Annotated in this window: 12 protein-coding genes, 1 tRNA gene and 1 pseudogene; 5 read left to right on the top strand and 9 right to left on the bottom strand. The window is 41.1% G+C overall.

Annotated features, from left to right (window positions below; translation table 11 throughout):
- Positions 1–305: 305 nt before the first annotated feature.
- Both KA717_31145 and KA717_31140 read right to left on the bottom strand, forming a co-directional pair.
- On the bottom strand, positions 306–1,139 hold the full coding sequence (locus KA717_31145) for an Rpn family recombination-promoting nuclease/putative transposase (GenBank protein UXE60080.1): 834 nt from the start codon (positions 1,137–1,139) through the stop codon (positions 306–308).
- 517 nt (positions 1,140–1,656) lie between these two features.
- The gene (locus tag KA717_31140) at positions 1,657–8,838 is read right to left on the bottom strand and encodes a hypothetical protein (protein ID UXE60079.1); all 7,182 of its coding nucleotides are present in this window, start codon (positions 8,836–8,838) and stop codon (positions 1,657–1,659) included.
- 238 nt (positions 8,839–9,076) lie between these two features.
- Between KA717_31140 and KA717_31135 the strand changes: the two genes are divergently transcribed.
- A complete protein-coding gene (locus KA717_31135; GenBank protein ID UXE60078.1) occupies positions 9,077–9,364 on the top strand; it encodes an amidohydrolase family protein in 288 nt (95 codons plus the stop codon).
- Between the two features lie 198 nt (positions 9,365–9,562).
- A complete protein-coding gene (locus KA717_31130; protein ID UXE60077.1) occupies positions 9,563–9,820 on the top strand; it encodes an amidohydrolase family protein in 258 nt (85 codons plus the stop codon).
- Positions 9,821–9,823: 3 nt separating this feature from the next.
- Here the strand turns inward: KA717_31130 and KA717_31125 are convergent, their stop codons facing one another.
- Positions 9,824–11,605 (bottom strand): ABC transporter ATP-binding protein/permease, encoded by a 1,782-nt coding sequence (locus tag KA717_31125; GenBank protein UXE60076.1) that lies wholly within the window; start codon positions 11,603–11,605, stop codon positions 9,824–9,826.
- 43 nt (positions 11,606–11,648) lie between these two features.
- Entirely contained in the window at positions 11,649–13,358 is a 1,710-nt protein-coding gene (locus tag KA717_31120) for an ATP-binding protein (GenBank protein UXE64824.1), read from the bottom strand.
- 92 nt (positions 13,359–13,450) lie between these two features.
- Between KA717_31120 and KA717_31115 the strand changes: the two genes are divergently transcribed.
- The 3 genes from KA717_31115 to KA717_31105 all read left to right on the top strand — a co-directional run bounded on the left by KA717_31115 (position 13,451) and on the right by KA717_31105 (position 15,008).
- Positions 13,451–13,542, top strand: a tRNA-Ser gene (locus tag KA717_31115).
- Between the two features lie 181 nt (positions 13,543–13,723).
- The gene (locus KA717_31110) at positions 13,724–14,158 is read left to right on the top strand and encodes an AAA family ATPase (protein ID UXE60075.1); all 435 of its coding nucleotides are present in this window, start codon (positions 13,724–13,726) and stop codon (positions 14,156–14,158) included.
- A gap of 19 nt (positions 14,159–14,177) precedes the next feature.
- Positions 14,178–15,008, top strand: a complete 831-nt coding sequence (locus tag KA717_31105) for a DNA adenine methylase (protein UXE60074.1) — start codon at positions 14,178–14,180, stop codon at positions 15,006–15,008.
- A gap of 23 nt (positions 15,009–15,031) precedes the next feature.
- On the opposite strand, the gene KA717_31100 is transcribed toward KA717_31105, so the two are convergent.
- From KA717_31100 to KA717_31080, 5 genes and pseudogenes are all read right to left on the bottom strand, one after another.
- Entirely contained in the window at positions 15,032–16,720 is a 1,689-nt protein-coding gene (locus KA717_31100) for a DUF697 domain-containing protein (GenBank protein UXE60073.1), read from the bottom strand.
- Between the two features lie 212 nt (positions 16,721–16,932).
- A complete protein-coding gene (locus tag KA717_31095; protein ID UXE60072.1) occupies positions 16,933–18,897 on the bottom strand; it encodes an ATP-binding protein in 1,965 nt (654 codons plus the stop codon).
- A 99-nt stretch (positions 18,898–18,996) separates the two neighbouring features.
- On the bottom strand, positions 18,997–19,365 hold the full coding sequence (locus tag KA717_31090) for a hypothetical protein (protein ID UXE60071.1): 369 nt from the start codon (positions 19,363–19,365) through the stop codon (positions 18,997–18,999).
- A gap of 52 nt (positions 19,366–19,417) precedes the next feature.
- Positions 19,418–19,990: a zinc ribbon domain-containing protein gene (locus KA717_31085; protein UXE60070.1), complete on the bottom strand. Its 573-nt coding sequence runs from the start codon at positions 19,988–19,990 to the stop codon at positions 19,418–19,420.
- 384 nt (positions 19,991–20,374) lie between these two features.
- A pseudogene (locus tag KA717_31080) lies at positions 20,375–21,712 on the bottom strand (IS5 family transposase).
- Positions 21,713–21,781 lie beyond the last annotated feature (69 nt).

Genomic DNA, 21,781 nt, shown 5'->3' with positions numbered 1-21,781 from the left:
GAGAATGATTTTTAAAACCTTAGAGCCGCGAGAAACAGAACCTCTAACAACAGAAGTTTTTCTAGAAATACTAAACTTGAATAGGATTCTTAGCGGGCAGACTTTCGATAGTCTATCAATAAATACAAAAAAAGCACCCCCTGTTCTAATGATTAATTACTACAAAGCTAGTCAATATAAGGGCTAGGACAAATATTAAATTTTGTTACAAACTCTAATGAGTAGAAAGTGACCTGTTAAACACCACAGAGAAAGGGACAGAGAAACAGCGATCAGTTAAAAACGGTAAAAAAGCCAAACCACCATTAACCTGACAAACTCTGCTGTAACTCCTGCTCCGAGAAACCCGTCACCTGAGCAACCTGAGACAAAGACATCCCCAAATGTAAAAGCTGTTGCCCAACCTTTAATTTACCTTCTCGCTCACCCTCTAGGCGACCCTCTAGGCGACCCTCTAGGCGACCCTCTAGACGACCCTCTAGACGACCCTCTAGACGACCCTCTAGGCGACCCTCTTGCAAAATATCCTGATAAAAAGCAGATTCTTTCATAGCATCACTCCTTAAAATAGTTTTAATGATTTCAGGTTTAATCACCAAGCCAGCAAATACCGCCGTTGCAGCCATGAGGTTAGACTTGAGCCTTTTATCCTCTATTTTATCTAAGATCTGGGCAATTTCCCTTAATCTTACCGTAGTATCTTGGCTCTTGGTCAATACCGCTAAGGACAATAATCCTCGACTCTTTAAAAATAAATCTGAAGATTCTTCCCATAAACGAATAACTCGATAATGATGATTTGTTTCTCCTACCTGAAAGCTATCTTGATAGACCAAGGCCGACTTGGTTGGTTTCAGATAAATAACCACTTGGTGCATGGTTTTAGTTGGGAAACGACGATAAACCCTGACTCGATAATCCAACATCCGAAAACCCATTGTTTCGTCAGGTTCCGTCTGAAATTCGAGATGTAAAACCAAATCTTCCGATTGTTCGAGAATAAGAGAGTCAGCACGAATCGGTTCTAAAGATAATTCCGTTGGACTCAGTTTGGTCAGCGTAACAGGGCGACCGAGTAACCAAGTGGCATAATCTTCAGAAAAGTTTTCGGCGAGAAATTTACAGATATTATCAAACATGGCTAAATTTTAGCATTTTCAGCGATCGCCGATTAATTGATAGTTAATAATGAATAGTTGATAATTATCCATTGTCCATTCTCAATTATCCATTAAAAACGCGATCGCTAATTAATTGATAGTTGATAATGAATAGTTGATAATTATCCATTGTCCATTCTCAATTATCCATTTAAAAAGCGATCGCTAATTAATTGATAGTTGATAATGAATAGTTGATAATTATCCATTGTCCATTCTCAATTATCCATTAAAAACGCGATCGCCGATTAATTGATAGTTAATAATGAATAGTTGATAATTATCCATTGTCCATTCTCAATTATCCATTAAAAACGCGATCGCCGATTAATTGATAGTTAATAATGAATAGTTGATAATTATCCATTGTCCATTCTCAATTATCCATTAAAAACGCGATCGCCGATTAATTGATAGTTAATAATGAATAGTTGATAATTATCCATTGTCCATTCTCAATTATCCATTAAAAACGCGATCGCCTTCTTATTTCTAGTTAACTAAAAGCAAAGGTTGCCCCTGAGAGATTGACGTTGACATCAGCAGCGACAAAACCCGTCGTGGCACTGGTGGTTAACAGTAAGGTTCCTGAACCAAAGCCAGAGTTACCTGAGATCCCATCTCCCACTTTAAATAGGGTATTCGTGCCAGAAACCTGGACATCAATAGCGGTAATGCCGGTAAATTTGAGCAGATCTCCACCGGCTCCACGCACAAAGTTATAAACCGTATCAGCCCCATCGCCACTGGCATAGTTCACAGTATCAGTAACGGTATCACTGCCGACATAGAGCAGATCATTGCCGCCTCCTCCTGTGAGAATATCTGCACCGCCGTAGCCATAGAGAACGTTAACGCCGGTATTGCCTGTGAGATTATCGCCTGCGGTATTGGAGCCTTGAACATTTTCAATAAAGGAGAGGGTATCGGTTCCGCCTAAACCATCACTGGCAATTCCGGTTGCTAAATTAACGGTGACACTGCCAGTTGAACTGTAATAGTAGGCAAAATCGTTGCCATTTCCGCCAATGAGAGTATCGTTACCAGCACCGCCATTGAGGGTGTCGTTACCATCGCCGCCATCTAGGGTGTTATTAGCAGTATTCCCTGTTAAAGAATTGTTGGCAGCATTGCCAGTACCGTTAATAGCACTGGAACCGGTTAAGGTCAGGTTTTCGATATTGGGGAAAGCAGCAAGGCTAAAGGTGACAGAGGACTGAATAGTGTCGGTTCCTTCGCTGGCATTTTCGGTGATGACATCAGTGGTGCTATCGACTTGGTAAATATCATTACCTAAACCACCGATTAAGGTATCGACTCCTGTATTACCATTTAAAGTGTCATTGCCATCACCGCCATTGAGGGTATTGTTGGCTGTATTGCCATTGAGGATGTTATTGGCAGCGTTCCCTGTACCGTTAATAGTACTAAAACCGGTTAAGGTCAGGTTTTCGATATTGGGGAAAGCAGCTAGGCTAAAGGTGACAGAGGATTGAATCGTATCAGTTCCTTCGCCAGTATTTTCGGTGATGACATCGGTGGTGCTATCAACTTGGTAAACATCATTGCCTAGACCTCCGATTAGAGTGTCATTCCCTGCGCCACCATTGAGAGTATCGTTACCCTCTCCTCCATTGAGGATATTGTTCGCGCTATTACCAGTTAGAACATTATTACCGGCGTTACCTGTTCCATTAATGGGGTCAGTCCCATTGAGTTTGAGGTTTTCAACGTTGGCGGATAGGGTGCGGGTTATGGTTGTTTGTAACGTATCGGTAATGGTGACTTCGCCGATGCTGGCATTTGGATCGAGAACTGCATTTACTGGACTGGAGAGGGTTACCAGGAATGCTTCATCGCCTTCGTTGAGATTATCGTTGAGCAGGGGAATGCTAAGGGTAGCAAAGTAGCTATTGGGAACAATGGTAAGGCTTCCTGTTTTGCTTGTGTAGTCAACGTTAGCCGTTGCGTTAATAGCGGTGGTGGTGTAGTTAACGGTGACGGTTTGGTTGATGGGATTGTTAAAGCTGATGGTTAGTAGAGCATTATTGTCTTGGCCTTCAACGACGGTGACGTTATTGATGGAAAGGACGGGAAAATCATCATTAGTAATGGTTCCTGTAACGGCGGTAGTCGTACCAATGTTGTAGTTGCCTGTGGCTAAGGTAAGAGTGGTCGTTTCGTTGTTTTCAATGGTGTTGTCGGCAGTGGGATCAATGATGACGGTGGCAGTGGAGGCGTTGGCCGCAAAAGTGACGCTTGTACCAATGCTCGTATAGTCAGTGCCGTTAGTGGCGGTTCCCCCAATGGTGTAGTTAACGGTGAGGGCGTTGGTAGTGGGGCTGGTGCGAGTGAAGGTATAGACTAAATTAGTTGTACCATTTTCGGTAACGCTGGCGGGGGAGACGGCTAGGGTGATGGTGGAGAGGGAGGCATAGACAAAGCTATTGCTGGTGAGATTTAGGGCTGTTTGATTGCGGACAATGCCAATGAGTTCATCGGGTTCGGTGCCAGGTTTATTGATTAGGATTTGGGTGTCTGCGCCGACGACGTTCAGAAGATAGTTAGTGCTTGAGCCTTGGAGTTGAATAATGTCTCCTGTATTGAAGTCGGTAATATCAGCATAGTTACTGCTACCATCAGCGAGATTATTCCCATCATCGTAGTAAGGATTATTGCCACTACCTAAAATGAAAAGATCGTTTCCTGTCCCCCCCGAAAGAATATCTATTTCTCCTGAACCAGGGGTAAGGGCAGTTTGATTAGTACCATTAATGGTGTCATTGCCAGCACCGCTATAAATTGCATCGTTACCTGCACCCCCATTAACAGTGTCATTACCACCTCCTGTATAAATCGTGTCACTTACTCCTGTTCCCGTGATTTGAAATTGCTCTATATTTTTGAAACTAACCGTATCATAATTACTTCCATTGTAAGCTTGATACTCGCCATTAAACCCACCTGTACCATTACTCGTGAGAGAAGAAGAAATACCACTCTGGTTATTGCTAGAGTAGTCCACAATTAACAAATCATTTCCCGTTCCGCCATCTACTATATCAGAACGTAATCCACTGATAATGGTGTCATTTCCTGCACCTGTGGAAAGATTGTCATTGTAATTTCCTAATTTAACTTGGTCATTACCGCTACCTGTTGTTAATACAAAGGCTTCAATATTTGTATAGGAACTCCCTGCGGGTGCAATAGAGGTTCCTAGAGTTGTATCTATGGTTAAATTACTGCTGCTACTACTGAAGTCATAGACAATTGTGTCAATACCATCCCCACCATTGACTGTATCGCTACCTTGAGTAGCATCGAAGTAATCGTCTCCTGTGCCTCCATTAAGACTATCGTTCCCTAAACCACCATAAATTGCATCGTTACCTGCACCCCCATTAACAGTGTCATTACCACCTCCTGTATAAATCGTGTCACTTACTCCTGTTCCCGTGATTTGAAATTGCTCTATATTTTTGAAACTAACCGTATCATAATTACTTCCATTGTAAGCTTGATACTCGCCATTAAACCCACCTGTACCATTACTCGTGAGAGAAGAAGAAATACCACTCTGGTTATTGCTAGAGTAGTCCACAATTAACAAATCATTTCCCGTTCCGCCATCTACTGTATCAGAACGTAATCCACTGATAATGGTGTCATTTCCTGCACCTGTGGAAAGATTGTCATTGTAATTTCCTAATTTAACTTGGTCATTACCGCTACCCGTTGTTAATACAAAGGCTTCAATATTTGTATAGGAACTCCCTGCGGGTGCAATAGAGGTTCCTAGAGTTGTATCTATGGTTAAATTACTGCTGCTACTACTGAAGTCATAGACAATTGTGTCAATACCATCCCCACCATTGACTGTATCGCTACCTTGAGTAGCATCGAAGTAATCGTCTCCTGTGCCTCCATTAAGACTATCGTTCCCTAAACCACCATAAATTGCATCGTTACCTGCACCCCCATTAACAGTGTCATTACCACCTCCTGTATAAATCGTGTCACTTACTCCTGTTCCTGTTATTTGAAATTGCTCTATATTTTTGAAACTAACCGTATCATAATTACTTCCATTGTAAGCTTGATACTCGCCATTAAACCCACCTGTACCATTACTCGTGAGAGAAGAAGAAATACCACTCTGGTTATTGCTAGAGTAGTCCACAATTAACAAATCATTTCCCGTTCCGCCATCTACTGTATCAGAACGTAATCCACTGATAATGGTGTCATTTCCTGCACCTGTGGAAAGATTGTCATTGTAATTTCCTAATTTAACTTGGTCATTACCGCTACCTGTTGTTAATACAAAGGCTTCAATATTTGTATAGGAACTCCCTGCGGGTGCAATAGAGGTTCCTAGAGTTGTATCTATGGTTAAATTACTGCTGCTACTACTGAAGTCATAGACAATTGTGTCAATACCATCCCCACCATTGACTGTATCGCTACCTTGAGTAGCATCGAAGTAATCGTCTCCTGTGCCTCCATTAAGACTATCGTTCCCTAAACCACCATAAATTGCATCGTTACCTGCACCCCCATTAACAGTGTCATTACCACCTCCTGTATAAATCGTGTCACTTACTCCTGTTCCTGTTATTTGAAATTGCTCTATATTTTTGAAACTAACCGTATCATAATTACTTCCATTGTAAGCTTGATACTCGCCATTAAACCCACCTGTACCATTACTCGTGAGAGAAGAAGAAATACCACTCTGGTTATTGCTAGAGTAGTCCACAATTAACAAATCATTTCCCGTTCCGCCATCTACTGTATCAGAACGTAATCCACTGATAATGGTGTCATTTCCTGCACCTGTGGAAAGATTGTCATTGTAATTTCCTAATTTAACTTGGTCATTACCGCTACCTGTTGTTAATACAAAGGCTTCAATATTTGTATAGGAACTCCCTGCGGGTGCAATAGAGGTTCCTAGAGTTGTATCTATGGTTAAATTACTGCTGCTACTACTGAAGTCATAGACAATTGTGTCAATACCATCCCCACCATTGACTGTATCGCTACCTTGAGTAGCATCGAAGTAATCGTCTCCTGTGCCTCCATTAAGACTATCGTTCCCTAAACCACCATAAATTGCATCGTTACCTGCACCCCCATTAACAGTGTCATTACCACCTCCTGTATAAATCGTGTCACTTACTCCTGTTCCTGTTATTTGAAATTGCTCTATATTTTTGAAACTAACCGTATCATAATTACTTCCATTGTAAGCTTGATACTCGCCATTAAACCCACCTGTACCATTACTCGTGAGAGAAGAAGAAATACCACTCTGGTTATTGCTAGAGTAGTCCACAATTAACAAATCATTTCCCGTTCCGCCATCTACTGTATCAGAACGTAATCCACTGATAATGGTGTCATTTCCTGCACCTGTGGAAAGATTGTCATTGTAATTTCCTAATTTAACTTGGTCATTACCGCTACCTGTTGTTAATACAAAGGCTTCAATATTTGTATAGGAACTCCCTGCGGGTGCAATAGAGGTTCCTAGAGTTGTATCTATGGTTAAATTACTGCTGCTACTACTGAAGTCATAGACAATTGTGTCAATACCATCCCCACCATTGACTGTATCGCTACCTTGAGTAGCATCGAAGTAATCGTCTCCTGTGCCTCCATTAAGACTATCGTTCCCTAAACCACCATAAATTGCATCGTTACCTGCACCCCCATTAACAGTGTCATTACCACCTCCTGTATAAATCGTGTCACTTACTCCTGTTCCTGTTATTTGAAATTGCTCTATATTTTTGAAACTAACCGTATCATAATTACTTCCATTGTAAGCTTGATACTCGCCATTAAACCCACCTGTACCATTACTCGTGAGAGAAGAAGAAATACCACTCTGGTTATTGCTAGAGTAGTCCACAATTAACAAATCATTTCCCGTTCCGCCATCTACTGTATCAGAACGTAATCCACTGATAATGGTGTCATTTCCTGCACCTGTGGAAAGATTGTCATTGTAATTTCCTAATTTAACTTGGTCATTACCGCTACCTGTTGTTAATACAAAGGCTTCAATATTTGTATAGGAACTCCCTGCGGGTGCAATAGAGGTTCCTAGAGTTGTATCTATGGTTAAATTACTGCTGCTACTACTGAAGTCATAGACAATTGTGTCAATACCATCCCCACCATTGACTGTATCGCTACCTTGAGTAGCATCGAAGTAATCGTCTCCTGTGCCTCCATTAAGACTATCGTTCCCTAAACCACCATAAATTGCATCGTTACCTGCACCCCCATTAACAGTGTCATTACCACCTCCTGTATAAATCGTGTCACTTACTCCTGTTCCTGTTATTTGAAATTGCTCTATATTTTTGAAACTAACCGTATCATAATTACTTCCATTGTAAGCTTGATACTCGCCATTAAACCCACCTGTACCATTACTCGTGAGAGAAGAAGAAATACCACTCTGGTTATTGCTAGAGTAGTCCACAATTAACAAATCATTTCCCGTTCCGCCATCTACTGTATCAGAACGTAATCCACTGATAATGGTGTCATTTCCTGCACCTGTGGAAAGATTGTCATTGTAATTTCCTAATTTAACTTGGTCATTACCGCTACCCGTTGTTAATACAAAGGCTTCAATATTTGTATAGGAACTCCCTGCGGGTGCAATAGAGGTTCCTAGAGTTGTATCTATGGTTAAATTACTGCTGCTACTACTGAAGTCATAGACAATTGTGTCAATACCATCCCCACCATTGACTGTATCGCTACCTTGAGTAGCATCGAAGTAATCGTCTCCTGTGCCTCCATTAAGACTATCGTTCCCTAAACCACCATAAATTGCATCGTTACCTGCACCCCCATTAACAGTGTCATTACCACCTCCTGTATAAATCGTGTCACTTACTCCTGTTCCTGTTATTTGAAATTGCTCTATATTTTTGAAACTAACCGTATCATAATTACTTCCATTGTAAGCTTGATACTCGCCATTAAACCCACCTGTACCATTACTCGTGAGAGAAGAAGAAATACCACTCTGGTTATTGCTAGAGTAGTCCACTATTAACAAATCATTACCTGCTCCTCCATCTACATTGTCATTTCCTAATAAAGGGCTAATAACGTCATTGCCCGATGTTCCCGTAATATTATCGTCGCCATTTGTTCCCGTAAAATTCTGTTGCTCTACCGAAATAACATCCCCATTAACCACAATTGTCCCGTGATCATCCTCAACCTTCAACGCCTGTAAAGTTGAAATTCCGAGATCCTCCCCTTGTACCAACGCCGCAAAAATCGCCCCCTCATCCCCCGCACTATCCACCGAATTAACTTGAGCATCCACAAAATGCCCATACTCCTCCAACAACAAAGCCACCAAAGACGACTCACTCGCCGTACTCAAAAACTGCTCTGACACATAAATTGTATCATTGCTGCCATAGGCCCCATTCGCCGTCCCCAACACCTCATCACTCACCACCTCAATGGTCGGAAACTGACTAAAATCTCCCGCCAACCATTGCGATTTAAGCGTGAAAGCCGTTAAATAATCGTATTGCGTTCCAAACGCCGTATCAAACAAATTCCAGAAATTTTCCAAACCCGCAAAGTTGCTAAGTTGGTCATAGGCAAGGCTCAAGGCAGAGTTAATGCTCATAATAGTAACAAGTTAAGTATTGATTGAGAATGATCTAAAAACTTTAGAGCCGCGAAAAAGAGAATCTCTAACAACAGAAGTTATTCCAGCAATATTGAAATTAAATAGGATTCTGAGTGGGCTAACTTTCGATAGTCTATCAATAAATACAAAAAAAGCAACAATAAATACAAAAAAAGCAACCCCCTGTTCTAATGGTCAATTACTACAAAGCTAGTAGATATAAGGGTTAGGGCGAATGTTAAATTTTGTTACAAATGCTGATGAAGAATTTAAACGTCTCTCGGAAGCAAAATCAGCGATCGCCTTTTGTCCCACCTCAAATTTATTTTTAGGCAGTGGACTCTTTAAATTAGAACAGGCAAAATCTACAGAATATCCGGTTAAAGTCGGCTTAGGAACCGATGTTGGTGCTGGCACAAGTTTCTCTATTTTACAAACTGCCAATGAAGCCTATAAAGTGGCTCAATTAAGAGGAAACAAAGCGACCTCTTTCCAATCACTCTATTTGGGGCTTGCTGAATAAGTCTGCAAATCGAACCTAGATGCCACAGGGCGCGAAAAATGGTGACTTCAGAAATCAGTTTCCGATTTTAACCCACAATTTTCTAGCAAAGTGCATGGATTTTGAGCCTTCAAATGCCATAAGCTTGCACCTAATCGTGTTCAAAATGGCTGAAAAGCTTATCTGATAAAGGTTCTGCCTTTATTCGGCAAACCCTATTTGGCAACTTTAGGAGGAGCAAAAGCCTTAGAATTACAGGATTATATTGGTAACTTTGCAGTGGGGAAAGAAGCCGATTTTATTGTTTTAGATTTACGGGCAACTCCTCTAATGGCCTTCCGTAATCCTAGTCCTAAACCCACCACTATGGAAGAATTAGCAGATGCCGTATTTACCCTCATGATTATGGGAGATGATCGGGCAATTTATGCGACCTATATTATGGGACAATTAGCCCATGAAAAAACTTATCCTTAACCCCTAATTTTCTGCTGCTAATTCTGAAAGAACCACTTCTTGATAGGTTCCTGTGCGAACAATGTGACCTTTCTCTAAAACGTAGAGGCGATCGCAATGTTCAACCGTTGAGAGACGATGGGCAATGATAATCATCGTTTTTTGACCAGCGAGGGATTGAATCGATTCCGTCACTAATTTTTCGGTTTCATTATCCAAGGCAGAAGTGGCTTCATCTAGCACGAGAATTTCTCTTTCATGGTAGAGAGCGCGGGCAATGCCGATCCGTTGCCGCTGTCCCCCTGATAATCGTACCCCTCTTTCTCCCACCAAGGTTTTAACGCCCAGGGGCAATTGTTGAATTAATTCTTCTAGTTGGGCAGAGTGAATAGCCTGGGCAAGACGATCTGGAGCAATTTCCAGTTCAGGAACCCCAAAGGCGATATTTTGCTCAATACTTTCATCCGTCAGAAAAATAGATTGGGGAATATAACCGACTAGGTTTTGCCAAGATCGCAAATTTTCATAGACCGAAATGCCATCCACTAAAATATCTCCTTGTTGGGGATCTAATAGCCCTAAAATGACATCCACTAAGGTCGTTTTTCCCGAACCTGATTTGCCAATCAAGGCAATCGATTCTCCCTTTTGTAGGGTTAGGTTAATTTGTTCAATCGCTGGTTTTTGACTACTGGGATAGGTATAACCAAGATTTTGAATAACAATTTTCTGCTGAAAAGCCATTTGTTGATGAGACGGAAGCGGGGTTTCTGTTAGTTCTAAATGTTGTTCTTCAATCTCTTTCAGGTCAAAATAAAGGACATCTAAGGTATAGGAAGTGCTTTTCAGTTCTCCCATGGCCTGCACAATAAAATTAGCTGAGGGAATGAGCCGAATGGAAGCGATCGCAAAAACTGCCATAGTGCTGCCAAGATTCTGCATATTGTCTTGACTAAAGACCGTAACCACGGAGATAAAAATTACCAGGAAAATAATTAAGCTACTTTTAATAATAAAAGGAGGCACAACTTGGGCAACTTGAAAGCGCGAGAAAGCAATCGTTTCTTCTCGGGACTGCTCTTCTAATTGATTTAGAAAGTAATTTTCTACTCCTAACACTTTCGTGTCTTTAATACTGCCTAAAGAATGACTGAGGATTTTAAGAATTGACTCCTGGGTTAAGGACATTGATTTACCCCAAGCTCTCAATTTAGGAGCAAAAAACTGAAAGCCAATGACAGTGGGAATGGTGGTCAATAAGATGAGAAGTAAAAAGGTTAGATCGGTTTTAGCCAGTAATAGTAATAAAATGACTAAAATAATCGTATTAGTCAACACTCGCATCACTGCGGATAAACATCGAGAAGCAAAAGCTTGACTCTCCATAACAACATTTTTGTTGATACTGGCAGAGTTTTTGGTTAAGTGAAAAGTGTAGGGTGCATACAAATAGGCATTGCTGAGTCGCATCACGAGCGACATTTTGAGGCGGTAAATAAAATTAAAAACATACTGTTGGGAAATAACATATAAAACGAATTGTAATAAAAATATGACAACAATAATAAAGCCTAGAATGGGAATTAGATATTCGCTTTTAGATAGATTTAAGTGGGTGGTTAGGGATTGTGCGATCGCATTGGTTTTGAGAATACTGGGGTTAGAGGCAATGGAAATAAAAGGCCCCATCAAGCCAATCCCGATGGCATCAATTAGAGAGGTCAGGGTAAAGAAAAAAAGCACAAATAGCAGTTTATTGCGATCGCGGCCAACGACGTAGAAAAACTTGATAAAAAAAGATTGCATGAAACTTTTACCTAGAAACTTTTAGCGCGAAAAATGAATCTGATCAAAATCCTAAATCAGCCTTAGCAAGTTCCGCCGCCGCCAAAACCTCTTCATCAGCCATTGCCACCCAATCCGTTATGCCAATCTCTCGATAAAACTGTTGATCGTAAGCACGGGTTCTGACCACAACGGGCATGGGGACGGCATGACCCAGGACGAGAGCCTGTTGTTTAGAGTCCAGTTTCGCTAACACGGAGCGCAGATTTTGACCGCCGGAAACCCCTGTAAAAATTGCCTCAATGTCTTTTTCATCATTTAGCAAACAGGTAATACGGGTTCCAATTTGGGACATCACTTCATTATCAATGCCAGATGGACGTTGATCAACTACGAGTAAGGTGACAAAATATTTTCGCATTTCACGGGCGATCGTGCCAAATATCGTCTGATGAACAATACTGGAATCGAGAAAACGATGAGCTTCTTCAATGGTAATCACTAATTGACGGGGGCGATCGCTGGGACTTTTGGTTTGTAGAAATTTTTCTGCTTTTTTAACATAAGTTCCATGAATGCGACGAGTAATCATATTAGTGGCCAACATATAGGAGAGCAAATTGGATTGGGAACCAAATTCAATCACCACATTTTTTCCCACTTCTAAACATTGCAATACTTGATCAATATAGTTATGGGTACAAACGGAACGAAGATATTTTAAACCCTCCAGTCGTTTCAGTTTGCGTTGTAAGGACATAATCGAACCGGCATGACCCTGTTTTTCCTCACAGAAAATCTTAATATCCTCATTGCTCATGTGCAATAACTGGGAAATCCAGGAACGACCATATTCCGAATATAAAATATTGGCATTATCTAAAGCCGCTTCGGAAACCCCCAATTCAAAACTCACCAGTCGAATATCCTCAATTTCAATCTGTTCAAAACTCAGGAATAATTCCTGTGCGCCCTTCACACCACGCCGTTTTGTCGATTCAGAATCCAGGGTAAAAATCTCCACTTCCCCAGGAAATAATTGGCGCAATCCCTTCACCGTTGAAACTGTTTTACCTTCCCGCATGGCTTCCCAGCCATATTCCGAGTGCATATCAAACATTAAATTGACAGCGGCTTGCTTACGAATAATACCCGAAATTAATAGCCTCGTTAAAAAAGATTTACCCGTTCCCGATTTGCCAAAAACGCCATTACTCCGTTCCACAAAACGATCTAAATCTAGACAGACCGGCACCTCCATATCTAAGGGTTGCCCAATGGAAAAGTTACGGCGATGGGGATCATCTTCCCAACCAAAGACGGTACGAAAATCCGATTCGCTGGCATCAAAAACCTGGCTAAAGTGGGCCGGAATGGTTTTAACGGGCTGCAATTCCACTTCCGCATTACTTTGTACTTCATAGGAGGCTAAACCGTTCCCATTACTGTGGGCGATCGCTTCTCCCCAGCGTTGTCCTTCAATGGGCGTAAACATGAGCATGGGAGCTAATTCAATAGTGCCGTAAGTGCCACTGCCCGCCAAAACTTCTCGCATCAAGGTATCTTCTAACCTGGGAGGATTCGCCAAAATACGCGGATTCGCCGTGCCGAGGGAAACATCTGTCAATAAACAAAAAAACCGCGATCGCACCCCTTGAACCACTAAAAACTTACCAACCCGCATTTCTTCTACCGAGACATCAGGGTGAAGCCGAACTTCTAAGCCTTGGCTCAGAGAACCTTGAATAACCGAACCGAGGGGAGTTTCTTGCATGAAAGACACTAAAAATTTATCCTTGCCAAAATTCTCTCAAAAAATTGCAGACATCGTAGCCATTATTTGCTAAACTGAAAAACGATTAGCGAGGAGAGGTGGCTGAGTGGTCGAAAGCGGCAGATTGCTAATCTGTTGTACGGATCGTAAGGCCGTACCGAGGGTTCGAATCCCTCCCTCTCCGTATATTTGAGTGTTAAATGCTCTCTTGTTTATGTTTATTCTAAAGCTTCTTTCAATTTAAACGTTGTTAGAAGTTTTTTCAGCGTTTCCCCTCTCAGTCGATTTGAGCGATCGCCTTAGCCAAGGATTATTATCAACTGGCTTGGCATTATACCCAAATTCCTGTGGGCAAAACCATTTTAATGTCAGGTCTATCAGGTTCGGGAAAAAGTACGGTGGCTAATCATCTCGCGCCTCAACTTAATGCCATTCAGATTCGTTCCGATGCCGTTCGTAAACATTTAGCGGGCATTTCTTTGCAAACCAAAGGCGATGTCAGTTTATATAGTACGGCTATGAATGACCGTTATTGCTGGCGTTCTACCATCATTAAAGCTGCCCCAGCTCAACACATTTCCCTAGAAATTATTCATTGTCAAGCCAATTTATCGACTCTCCGCGATCGCCTTTGGCAAGGTAGTGGGGATATTTCCGATACAACGGTTGATCTGTTGGAACAGCAATGGCAACAAGCAGAAGTTTTTACGGATCAGGAGAAACCTTATGTGATGACGTTGGACACGGAAATGCAAAATATTCCTTTTGTAGAGATAGGGGAAAAGATAAAATGTCTCTAACGTAAAATTTTATAAATTAATGATTAAAAGTCCCTTACGCTATCCAGGGGGAAAGCAACGAGCGATCGCTCAAATTGCCAACTATTTACCCCAATCCTTTCATGAATTTCGTGAACCATTTATTGGAGGTGGTTCGGTATTTCTTCATATTCGTCAAACCTATACTGATATAAAATACTGGATCAATGATTTAAACGAAGAACTCTGTCATTTTTGGCTGCAATCTCAGAACAACTTACCGGCATTAGTGGAACGGGTTTGGCAGGTTAAAAAAAGTAAGACTTGTGGCAGAGAATTATTCAATCAGTTGGCTAAAGCTGACACGGCTAAAATGACCTCTTTAGAAAGAGCGACCCGTTTTTTTGTCTTGAATCGTATCTCTTTTTCTGGAACAATTGAAAGTGGTGGTTATTCTGAAGCTTCATTTCTAGGAAGATTTACTGACTCCTCTATTGATAGGTTGGCTGCTTTAAATCAATCCTTAGTCAATACGATAATAACTAACTTGGATTATAGGCAACTTCTGGAAGAACCAGGAGAAAATGTATTCATTTTTTTAGATCCGCCCTATTTAGCTAATAGTCAATCTAGGCTATACGGAAAAAAAGGAGATTTACATACTTTTTTTGATCATAACCGCTTTGCGAAGTTGATGCAGAACTGTCCTCATCAATGGCTAATTACCTATGATGACTGTGAACAAGTCAGAGAAAATTTTGATTTTGCTTTTATTTACGAATGGGAATTACAATATGGCATGAATAACTATAAACAAAAACAAGCTAAGAAAGGGAATGAGCTTTTTATTACTAACTATCCCATTGATCAGATTTTGGTCGCCTCTGTTTAAATAGTCATTGAATAGGCGATCGCTTACCAATCATCTAAATATTTTTTCGGCTTTTCCCAATCACTATAGCGAGATTGCGGTACGGGTTCATATTCAATTTCTGCTGGCGTTTCAGACATTTGATCGGTGATTAATTCCGCTTTAATTTGAGGTAATTGGGACAAATCTGGTAGAGGTTCCCCTTCCGTTTCAGCCTCTTCCCAAATATCATTAAAAGGTTGCACAACCTTGGCGATCGCATCTTTAACAAAGGCTTTAATAAATTCATCTCGACGACTGAGTTGAAATTGTTTTTGTACCACTTCAGTCATGCCGCCATCGCCCCAATCCTGATCAGCCCGAAAATATTCCACAAAACTTTTACCAGCAATACGAGTTAAATAGGCCGCCGTAATTGCTTGAATGGCTTTGCCAATCACATAGGTGGCCATCTGGGTTTGTAACACTTTTGCTAATAATTCCACTGCCCCTCTAACCACCCCTAAACTCACCAGGGTTTTCCCTAAGGAAAAAGCTAATTCTTTACCGCGATCGCTGTTTAATTCACATCCATAGACCTGACCGATTTCCACCACCATTTGAGCATTGACTGCTGCCGTTGCCAAAATATCTACAACGGGTAAAGGTGTAACCGCAATGACTCCGGCCCCAATCCACTGATAACGTTCGATAATTTTATCCGCTTCCCGTCGCCGTTGTTGATCAATTAATTGACGCGCTTCTTCTCCTAAACGTTGGGATTGCAAGAGAATATTATCCGCAATTAAATCTTCGCCTTCTGCCCGTAATACTGCTACTAAACGTTTCACTAAGGGCGTAATTTCTGGATCAGGTTTAACCATTAATCCCGATGCAATCTTAACCGGTTGCGGATTGGCGGCGATCGCTAAAATATCATTAGCTGAAATAAAACTTTGCACCCGTCGCGTCAGGGTTTTAAGAATTATTTCTTGATCCTCATCGACATACAGATCGGTTTTATTAAAAATTAACAGCGATCGCTTACCAATAGCAGCCAAAGCTTGTAAGGGTTCATATTCCGACTGACGTAGATCATTATCCACCACAAACAACAGTAAATCCGCTTCCGTGGCCAATTGTCGCGCCAAAGTTTCCCTTTCCGTCCCGGCAATACCCGCCTCTAAAATGCCAGGCGTATCAGTAATCAAAATTTCTCGACTTAACCCAGGCAAGGGTAAATGATAGGTTTCGCCGATTTGAGTGGTTCCCATTGTTGCCGCCACCGCTCCCACCATTTCACCGATTAAGGCATTAACCAAGGACGTTTTACCCGCCGAACCAGTGCCAAAAACAACGATCTGAAGATTGCCTCGATGCAAACTTTCCTGAATGGCTTGAGATTTACGCAGTAGAGCTTCCTGAGCCACTTTATCTTGAATTTGCTGGACTTGACGACGAACCGCTTGCAGATTAGCGGCAGCAGTTTCCGTTTTTTGATCGGGTAATTTAATGTTGGGTCGTCCAGACTTCTTTCCCGATTTGGGACGTGTGGAAAGATTGAAATAGTAAAAAAAGGCGTAGATCAATAATCCTAGGAGGCCAATAATCAGCAAAACGAGCAAATTAGCTAAAAAGGGAGCCGTCCAGGACACCTGGAAATACAGCCGAAAAATGGCATTAATTAGCCAGATGACTAGCCCAAGAATTAAGCTTAAACCAACAATTAAGGTAATCAGACGGGGCAGGGGCATCGCTCAGAGCTAAAAATACAGGTTGATCTTTCCTTCATTATAGTTTTTGAGCCATTCGTCTAGGATTTCGCTCTAAGTTAACAGGATAATTGGCGATCACCAGATCACTAAGTAAGTGGGCTTAATTAATTGTTAGATGGTAGAACAGGCTTCTAGCCTGTGGACGGGCAGGATGCCCATCCCACGTTTTATATTTAATTGCAACCAGCTACTTAACTGGCTTGATGGATCATTAGATCAAACCAAAAGGTAGTTCCCACCCCCACTTCACTGACTAAATGGATTTGGCTATGATGTTTTTCAATAATATTACGCACAATTGATAGGCCTAATCCCGTTCCTTCCAAAGTATGAACCCGATTTTCAACCCGGAAGAAACGATCAAAAATGGCAGCTTGATCTTCAGGATCAATGCCAATGCCAGTATCAGAAATCTCAACTCGTACATAGGTTGGGGGAATTTCTGGGGGAGAATCCAGGGAGATCGTGTCAGGATGGCCAAGGAACTTAAAGGCACGCAGTACAACTTTTCCACCGGCGGTTGTAAACTTGAGCGAATTTCCCACCAAATTAGTTAGAACTTGCAACAGTAAATCATAATGACCGAGAACAGAGGGTAAATTGGATTCGACTTCTAGACATAATTGCAGTTCCTTATCCTTAGCATTGAGTTGATAAGTGCGAAGGGTTTGTTCCATTAAGGGGTGAATATCGATCGCCTCTAGCTGATAAATTCTAGAGGATTCCAGGCGAGATAGATCCAACACATCATTAACCAAACGAGTTAGGCGATCAGTTTCATTATTGGCTGTTTCTAAAAACTCTCGCCGTTCAGCTTCGGTTAAATCTTCCCCAAACTCACAGAGGGTTTCAATAAACGATTTAATATTAAACAACGGCGTGCGTAATTCGTGGGAAACATTACTAATAAATTGACTTTTAGCTTCATTGAGTTCTACTTCTCGCGTAATATCCTGAACTGTCATCACAATTCCCTTTAACGTTTCCCGATACTGATCAAAGACCTGGGTTAACATCAGTCGAAGGGTACGGGGAATAGGCTGAGTTAAGGTTAAGCGAAATTCTTCTGGTAAAAAAGGCGTTTCTGATTCTTCAATTACCTCTTCACCGCTAGGTCGTGAACTGTGATCCTTGGCCATTTCTCTCAAGGGTTGAGTTAACTGAGCCGTAATTTCAGCCGGTAAATATTCAATAATATTTTTGCCCAGAATATCCTGTCCTTCCCAGGAAAATAAGCGTCTGGCGGTGGGATTCACTAACAATAACTGTAAATTAGTATCTACGAGCATGGCTCCATCGGCAATAGTCGAAACCAATGTATCTAATTTTGCTTTTTCCGCCGTCAGTTCTTCAATATTCTGCTCTTCATAGCGTTCTAAACGCTCGGCCATCTCATTAAAGTTGACAATTAATTCTCCTAATTCTCCACCAAAGGGTAAATTAATCCGCTGTTGAAAATTGCCGGCAGCAATATTTTTAACCCCTAATAGTAATTCTTTGATCGGTTGCGTAATATTTAAAGCATTAAAGACGGCTCCTAGGATCACCATGATCCAAATTGAGATAAAAACGGCGATCGTCACATCCCTAGTCAGATTCGAGGAATTGACGACGGCTGGATTGGGATTAATACCCAGGGCTAAAACTCCTAAATAACGACCTTCATGTTTGAGGGGAATAAAAACATCCGTGACTTCTCCATTGGGGGTGAGATGTTGGCGAATGAGGGGTAAATCCGACTGTTCAAAATCGGCAACAGGTAGCTCGATACTGCGTTCAATAGCGAGGGAGTTACGAACAGAGTTATCCGAATAGGGAATGCCAAAAAAAATCTGACCGGATTGATCGGCATAGATCATGTAGCGAATATTCGAGGTGCTCTGATAAAAACGACCGGAAAAACGGGCTACTTCAGTTAAATTTTGTTCGGCGATCAGGGGAGCCACATTAGCGGCTAATAGAAGTCCCACATCTCGACCAAAACGAGTATCAATCATTTGGGCATCCCGTTGAATCGCATTAACTGCCCAAAACGTTAAGCCACTCATGAATAGAGACACAACCAAGGTTGCCGCCGCCATTAATCGGGTCTGTAATGTAAATTCCGACCACCAGCGACGGATCATTGCCAGAATGGTTTGCAGAAGCGATCGCATGGCTAACTTGAGAAAATAAGGTTGATAAATTCAGGATTTCCCCAATTATATCGCGATCGCCCACTTCAGTCTGAAAGTACCAAAATTTTCAAGATTCACTCAAGATTGCAAACGTTGAGCCATAATTTGTTCTTCTAGGGCCGCAATACGATGATAGGCCGCGGTCAATTGGGCTGTCAGACGGCGAATTTGTAGATCGGCAGAAACAGGTTGATCACTATTAAGCATCCAAAAAGGTAGGGTTTCGTCATCATCCAACAAAACATCTTTGTGAAACATTGTCCTCGAAAAGGAAAGTGATTCATTGGCGGTCTCAACGACAGAGGCATGAGAAACACTTTTTTCAGAATGTGTTGTTGAACCAGAAGTTAGGCGAGACAACTGTTTACTGATCTCAATCACTAAGTGGTGTAAATGGTCAATTTTGTGCTCTAGTTCCTGCACTTGCAGTGGTAAGGATTTATTCATAACAACATATTCTTGAATTTAATTTATAGGGATAACGCTTATGCTGATACATTTATGCGACAGAAAGCGGTATATTACCGCATTTTGCAACAATAGCATCACCCTCGTTACTGAGAGTGAAGGTCGTACCCGACAAAGCCTTGAGCATAATACCCAAAGCACCATTCCAATCGCGTGGAATAACGTGGTCACAAACGGGACATCGAAAAACCTTAGAACCACCTAGTTTTGTGTGGATATGTCCGCATTTCGTACAAGTTTTGCTGGTAAATTCTTCTGTCACGTCAAACACCTGACAGCCACTTAACTCAGCTTTATTTTTAAGGACTTGTTTGAACCGATAATGCGCCCAGGTCAACATTTGTCGGGCAGTTTTACTTCTGATTTTTCGCTTGGAACGATTGGTCATTTCTGACGTTTCAAACTTTGGCAGCAAGATAGCTGGATATTTTTTTGTTAAGTAACTTGCTGTTTTTTTATGGCAGTCATCAATTAAGTCACGAATCTTGCCTCGTAACCGAGAGGCTGCCCGTCTCATCTTTTGTCGTTCTTTAGCAACTTTTGACAGGCTAATTCGACTCATCAAGTCATCAAGATACTTACATAGCCTGTTGATTCGTCCCATGTCTGATGAACCGACTTCTAGGAAGTTTTGCCCATCAAATCCTGTCAGAAAAGTTCTACTCCTGGGTCAAGAGCAATAATGCGATTTTCCGGCTGGGGTGTCGTTTTTGTTTCTTGTAGGAAAACACAGAACCAATCACCCGACTTGTCCTTAATTAGGGCTTGCTGAAAAAGTCAAAAAACGAAAGAAATGTGGGTTAGGGAAGTATGGACTGAAAAAGCATAGATAACTTATCCTTATGGAAACAAATCAAAATACAGATTTTGTTTAATCTATTGTTCCTTTCTGTCTAAAAAGGTCAACACAAATCACTCCTCACAAAAGAGAGGAAAATTAACACCATTTTTCACAAGAAAAACGACTCTACAACTTTTTACTTTTTGTCTTCTGAAGTAGAGTAGAAAGATTCATTACCAAAAAGTTCATCGCAATTACCGTTTCCGAGGTCTCAGGTAGTTTGGCCATCACTCGACCAAGACTAAATTTCCTCTTTCCCTGTCCGAATTTACCCTCAATGGCATTACGCACTCTTTCATCTGAGCGTGCCTCTTTCTTTTTTTCTTTGCTCACCTCTTTCGGCGGTCTTCCCAATCGGGGACCACTCATTCTTATATCCCTTTCTTTACAATAAGCTCGATTCGCTTTTGTTCGATAGATTTTATCCACATGAACCGATTCCGGATAACATCCTGTTTCCCTTTTATATTCTTCTATTCGCGCTTGTAAATCTCCCGATTCGTTGTAATTATCCCAACTTAATTTGTCTAAGAAGACAAAGCCATTCACATTACTTGCCGATATTTTAGCTCCAAACTCTACTGCTTTTCCCGCTTTTCCACGCACTATTGGACGCACGTGAGGTTGGCTTACACTCACAATTCTGTTTTCTACTTTATTTGTCTTTTTTTCATACATTTCTAACTGTTGCTCATACACTTTTCCTATCGTTACAAGCTCTTCTTGCTCTTTTTTCGTTAGTTTTTCTAACTTTGCTCCCTCTTCTATCATTTTTTCTATATGAGACAAGTTTCTTTTTATATATCCTAGTTGTTTTTTTGTTCCTTTTCTTCTTTCTTTTTTTGACACACGACGTTTTTTTGCTATGGCTAAGTACTCTTTTCTTGCCACTTCCCTATAAGTCCTCGGCTTTTCTTTCCTTTTCTCTTTTATTTCTTCATACAGCTTATCTATTATTTTTTCTGTTTTTTCTCTGGCATCATTCAATATTCCTATATCCGTTGGATATTTTATATCTGCTGGTGTACAAGTCGCATCTAACAATAACTTTCCTTCATTTTCTTTTTTTTCTGACGCTACACCCGTCGCTTTTTTTTCTATTTCTTTATTAATTTTATTTATTAATTCCATTCCTATTTTTTTACGAAAATGAACCATCATTGACGCATTAAATGCTTCTTTGCTACTATAGCTTTCCATTCCTATAAAGTACTGTAAATAAGGGTTCTCTTTTATTTGTTCTACTGTTTCTCTGTCACTTTTTCCTGAAATTTCTTTGATAATTAATGCTCCTAATGCCATTCTAAATGATTTGGCTGGGGCTCCTTTTTTTTCTGTGAAGTTTTTTGCATATTCTTCCTCATATTCTTCCCAAAGAATCATTTTTGACATTTCTATCCAACGATTTTCTTCGTCTAACTGCCCGCCGAACAGATTTTTCAAGTTTTCTGGTGTTTCAATTGAGTACTGTTGCTTTCGGTACATCTGCTTTCTCTCTTCTTAATGCAATGGTTTTGAGGCATTCTACCCTATTTTCGTGCATTCTAGCGGTTC

The sequence above is a fragment of the Woronichinia naegeliana WA131 genome (assembly GCA_025370055.1).
Classification (GTDB): domain Bacteria; phylum Cyanobacteriota; class Cyanobacteriia; order Cyanobacteriales; family Microcystaceae; genus Woronichinia; species Woronichinia naegeliana.
Note: the sequence above shows the minus strand (reverse complement) of the source record. Positions and strands in the feature narration are given on the sequence as shown.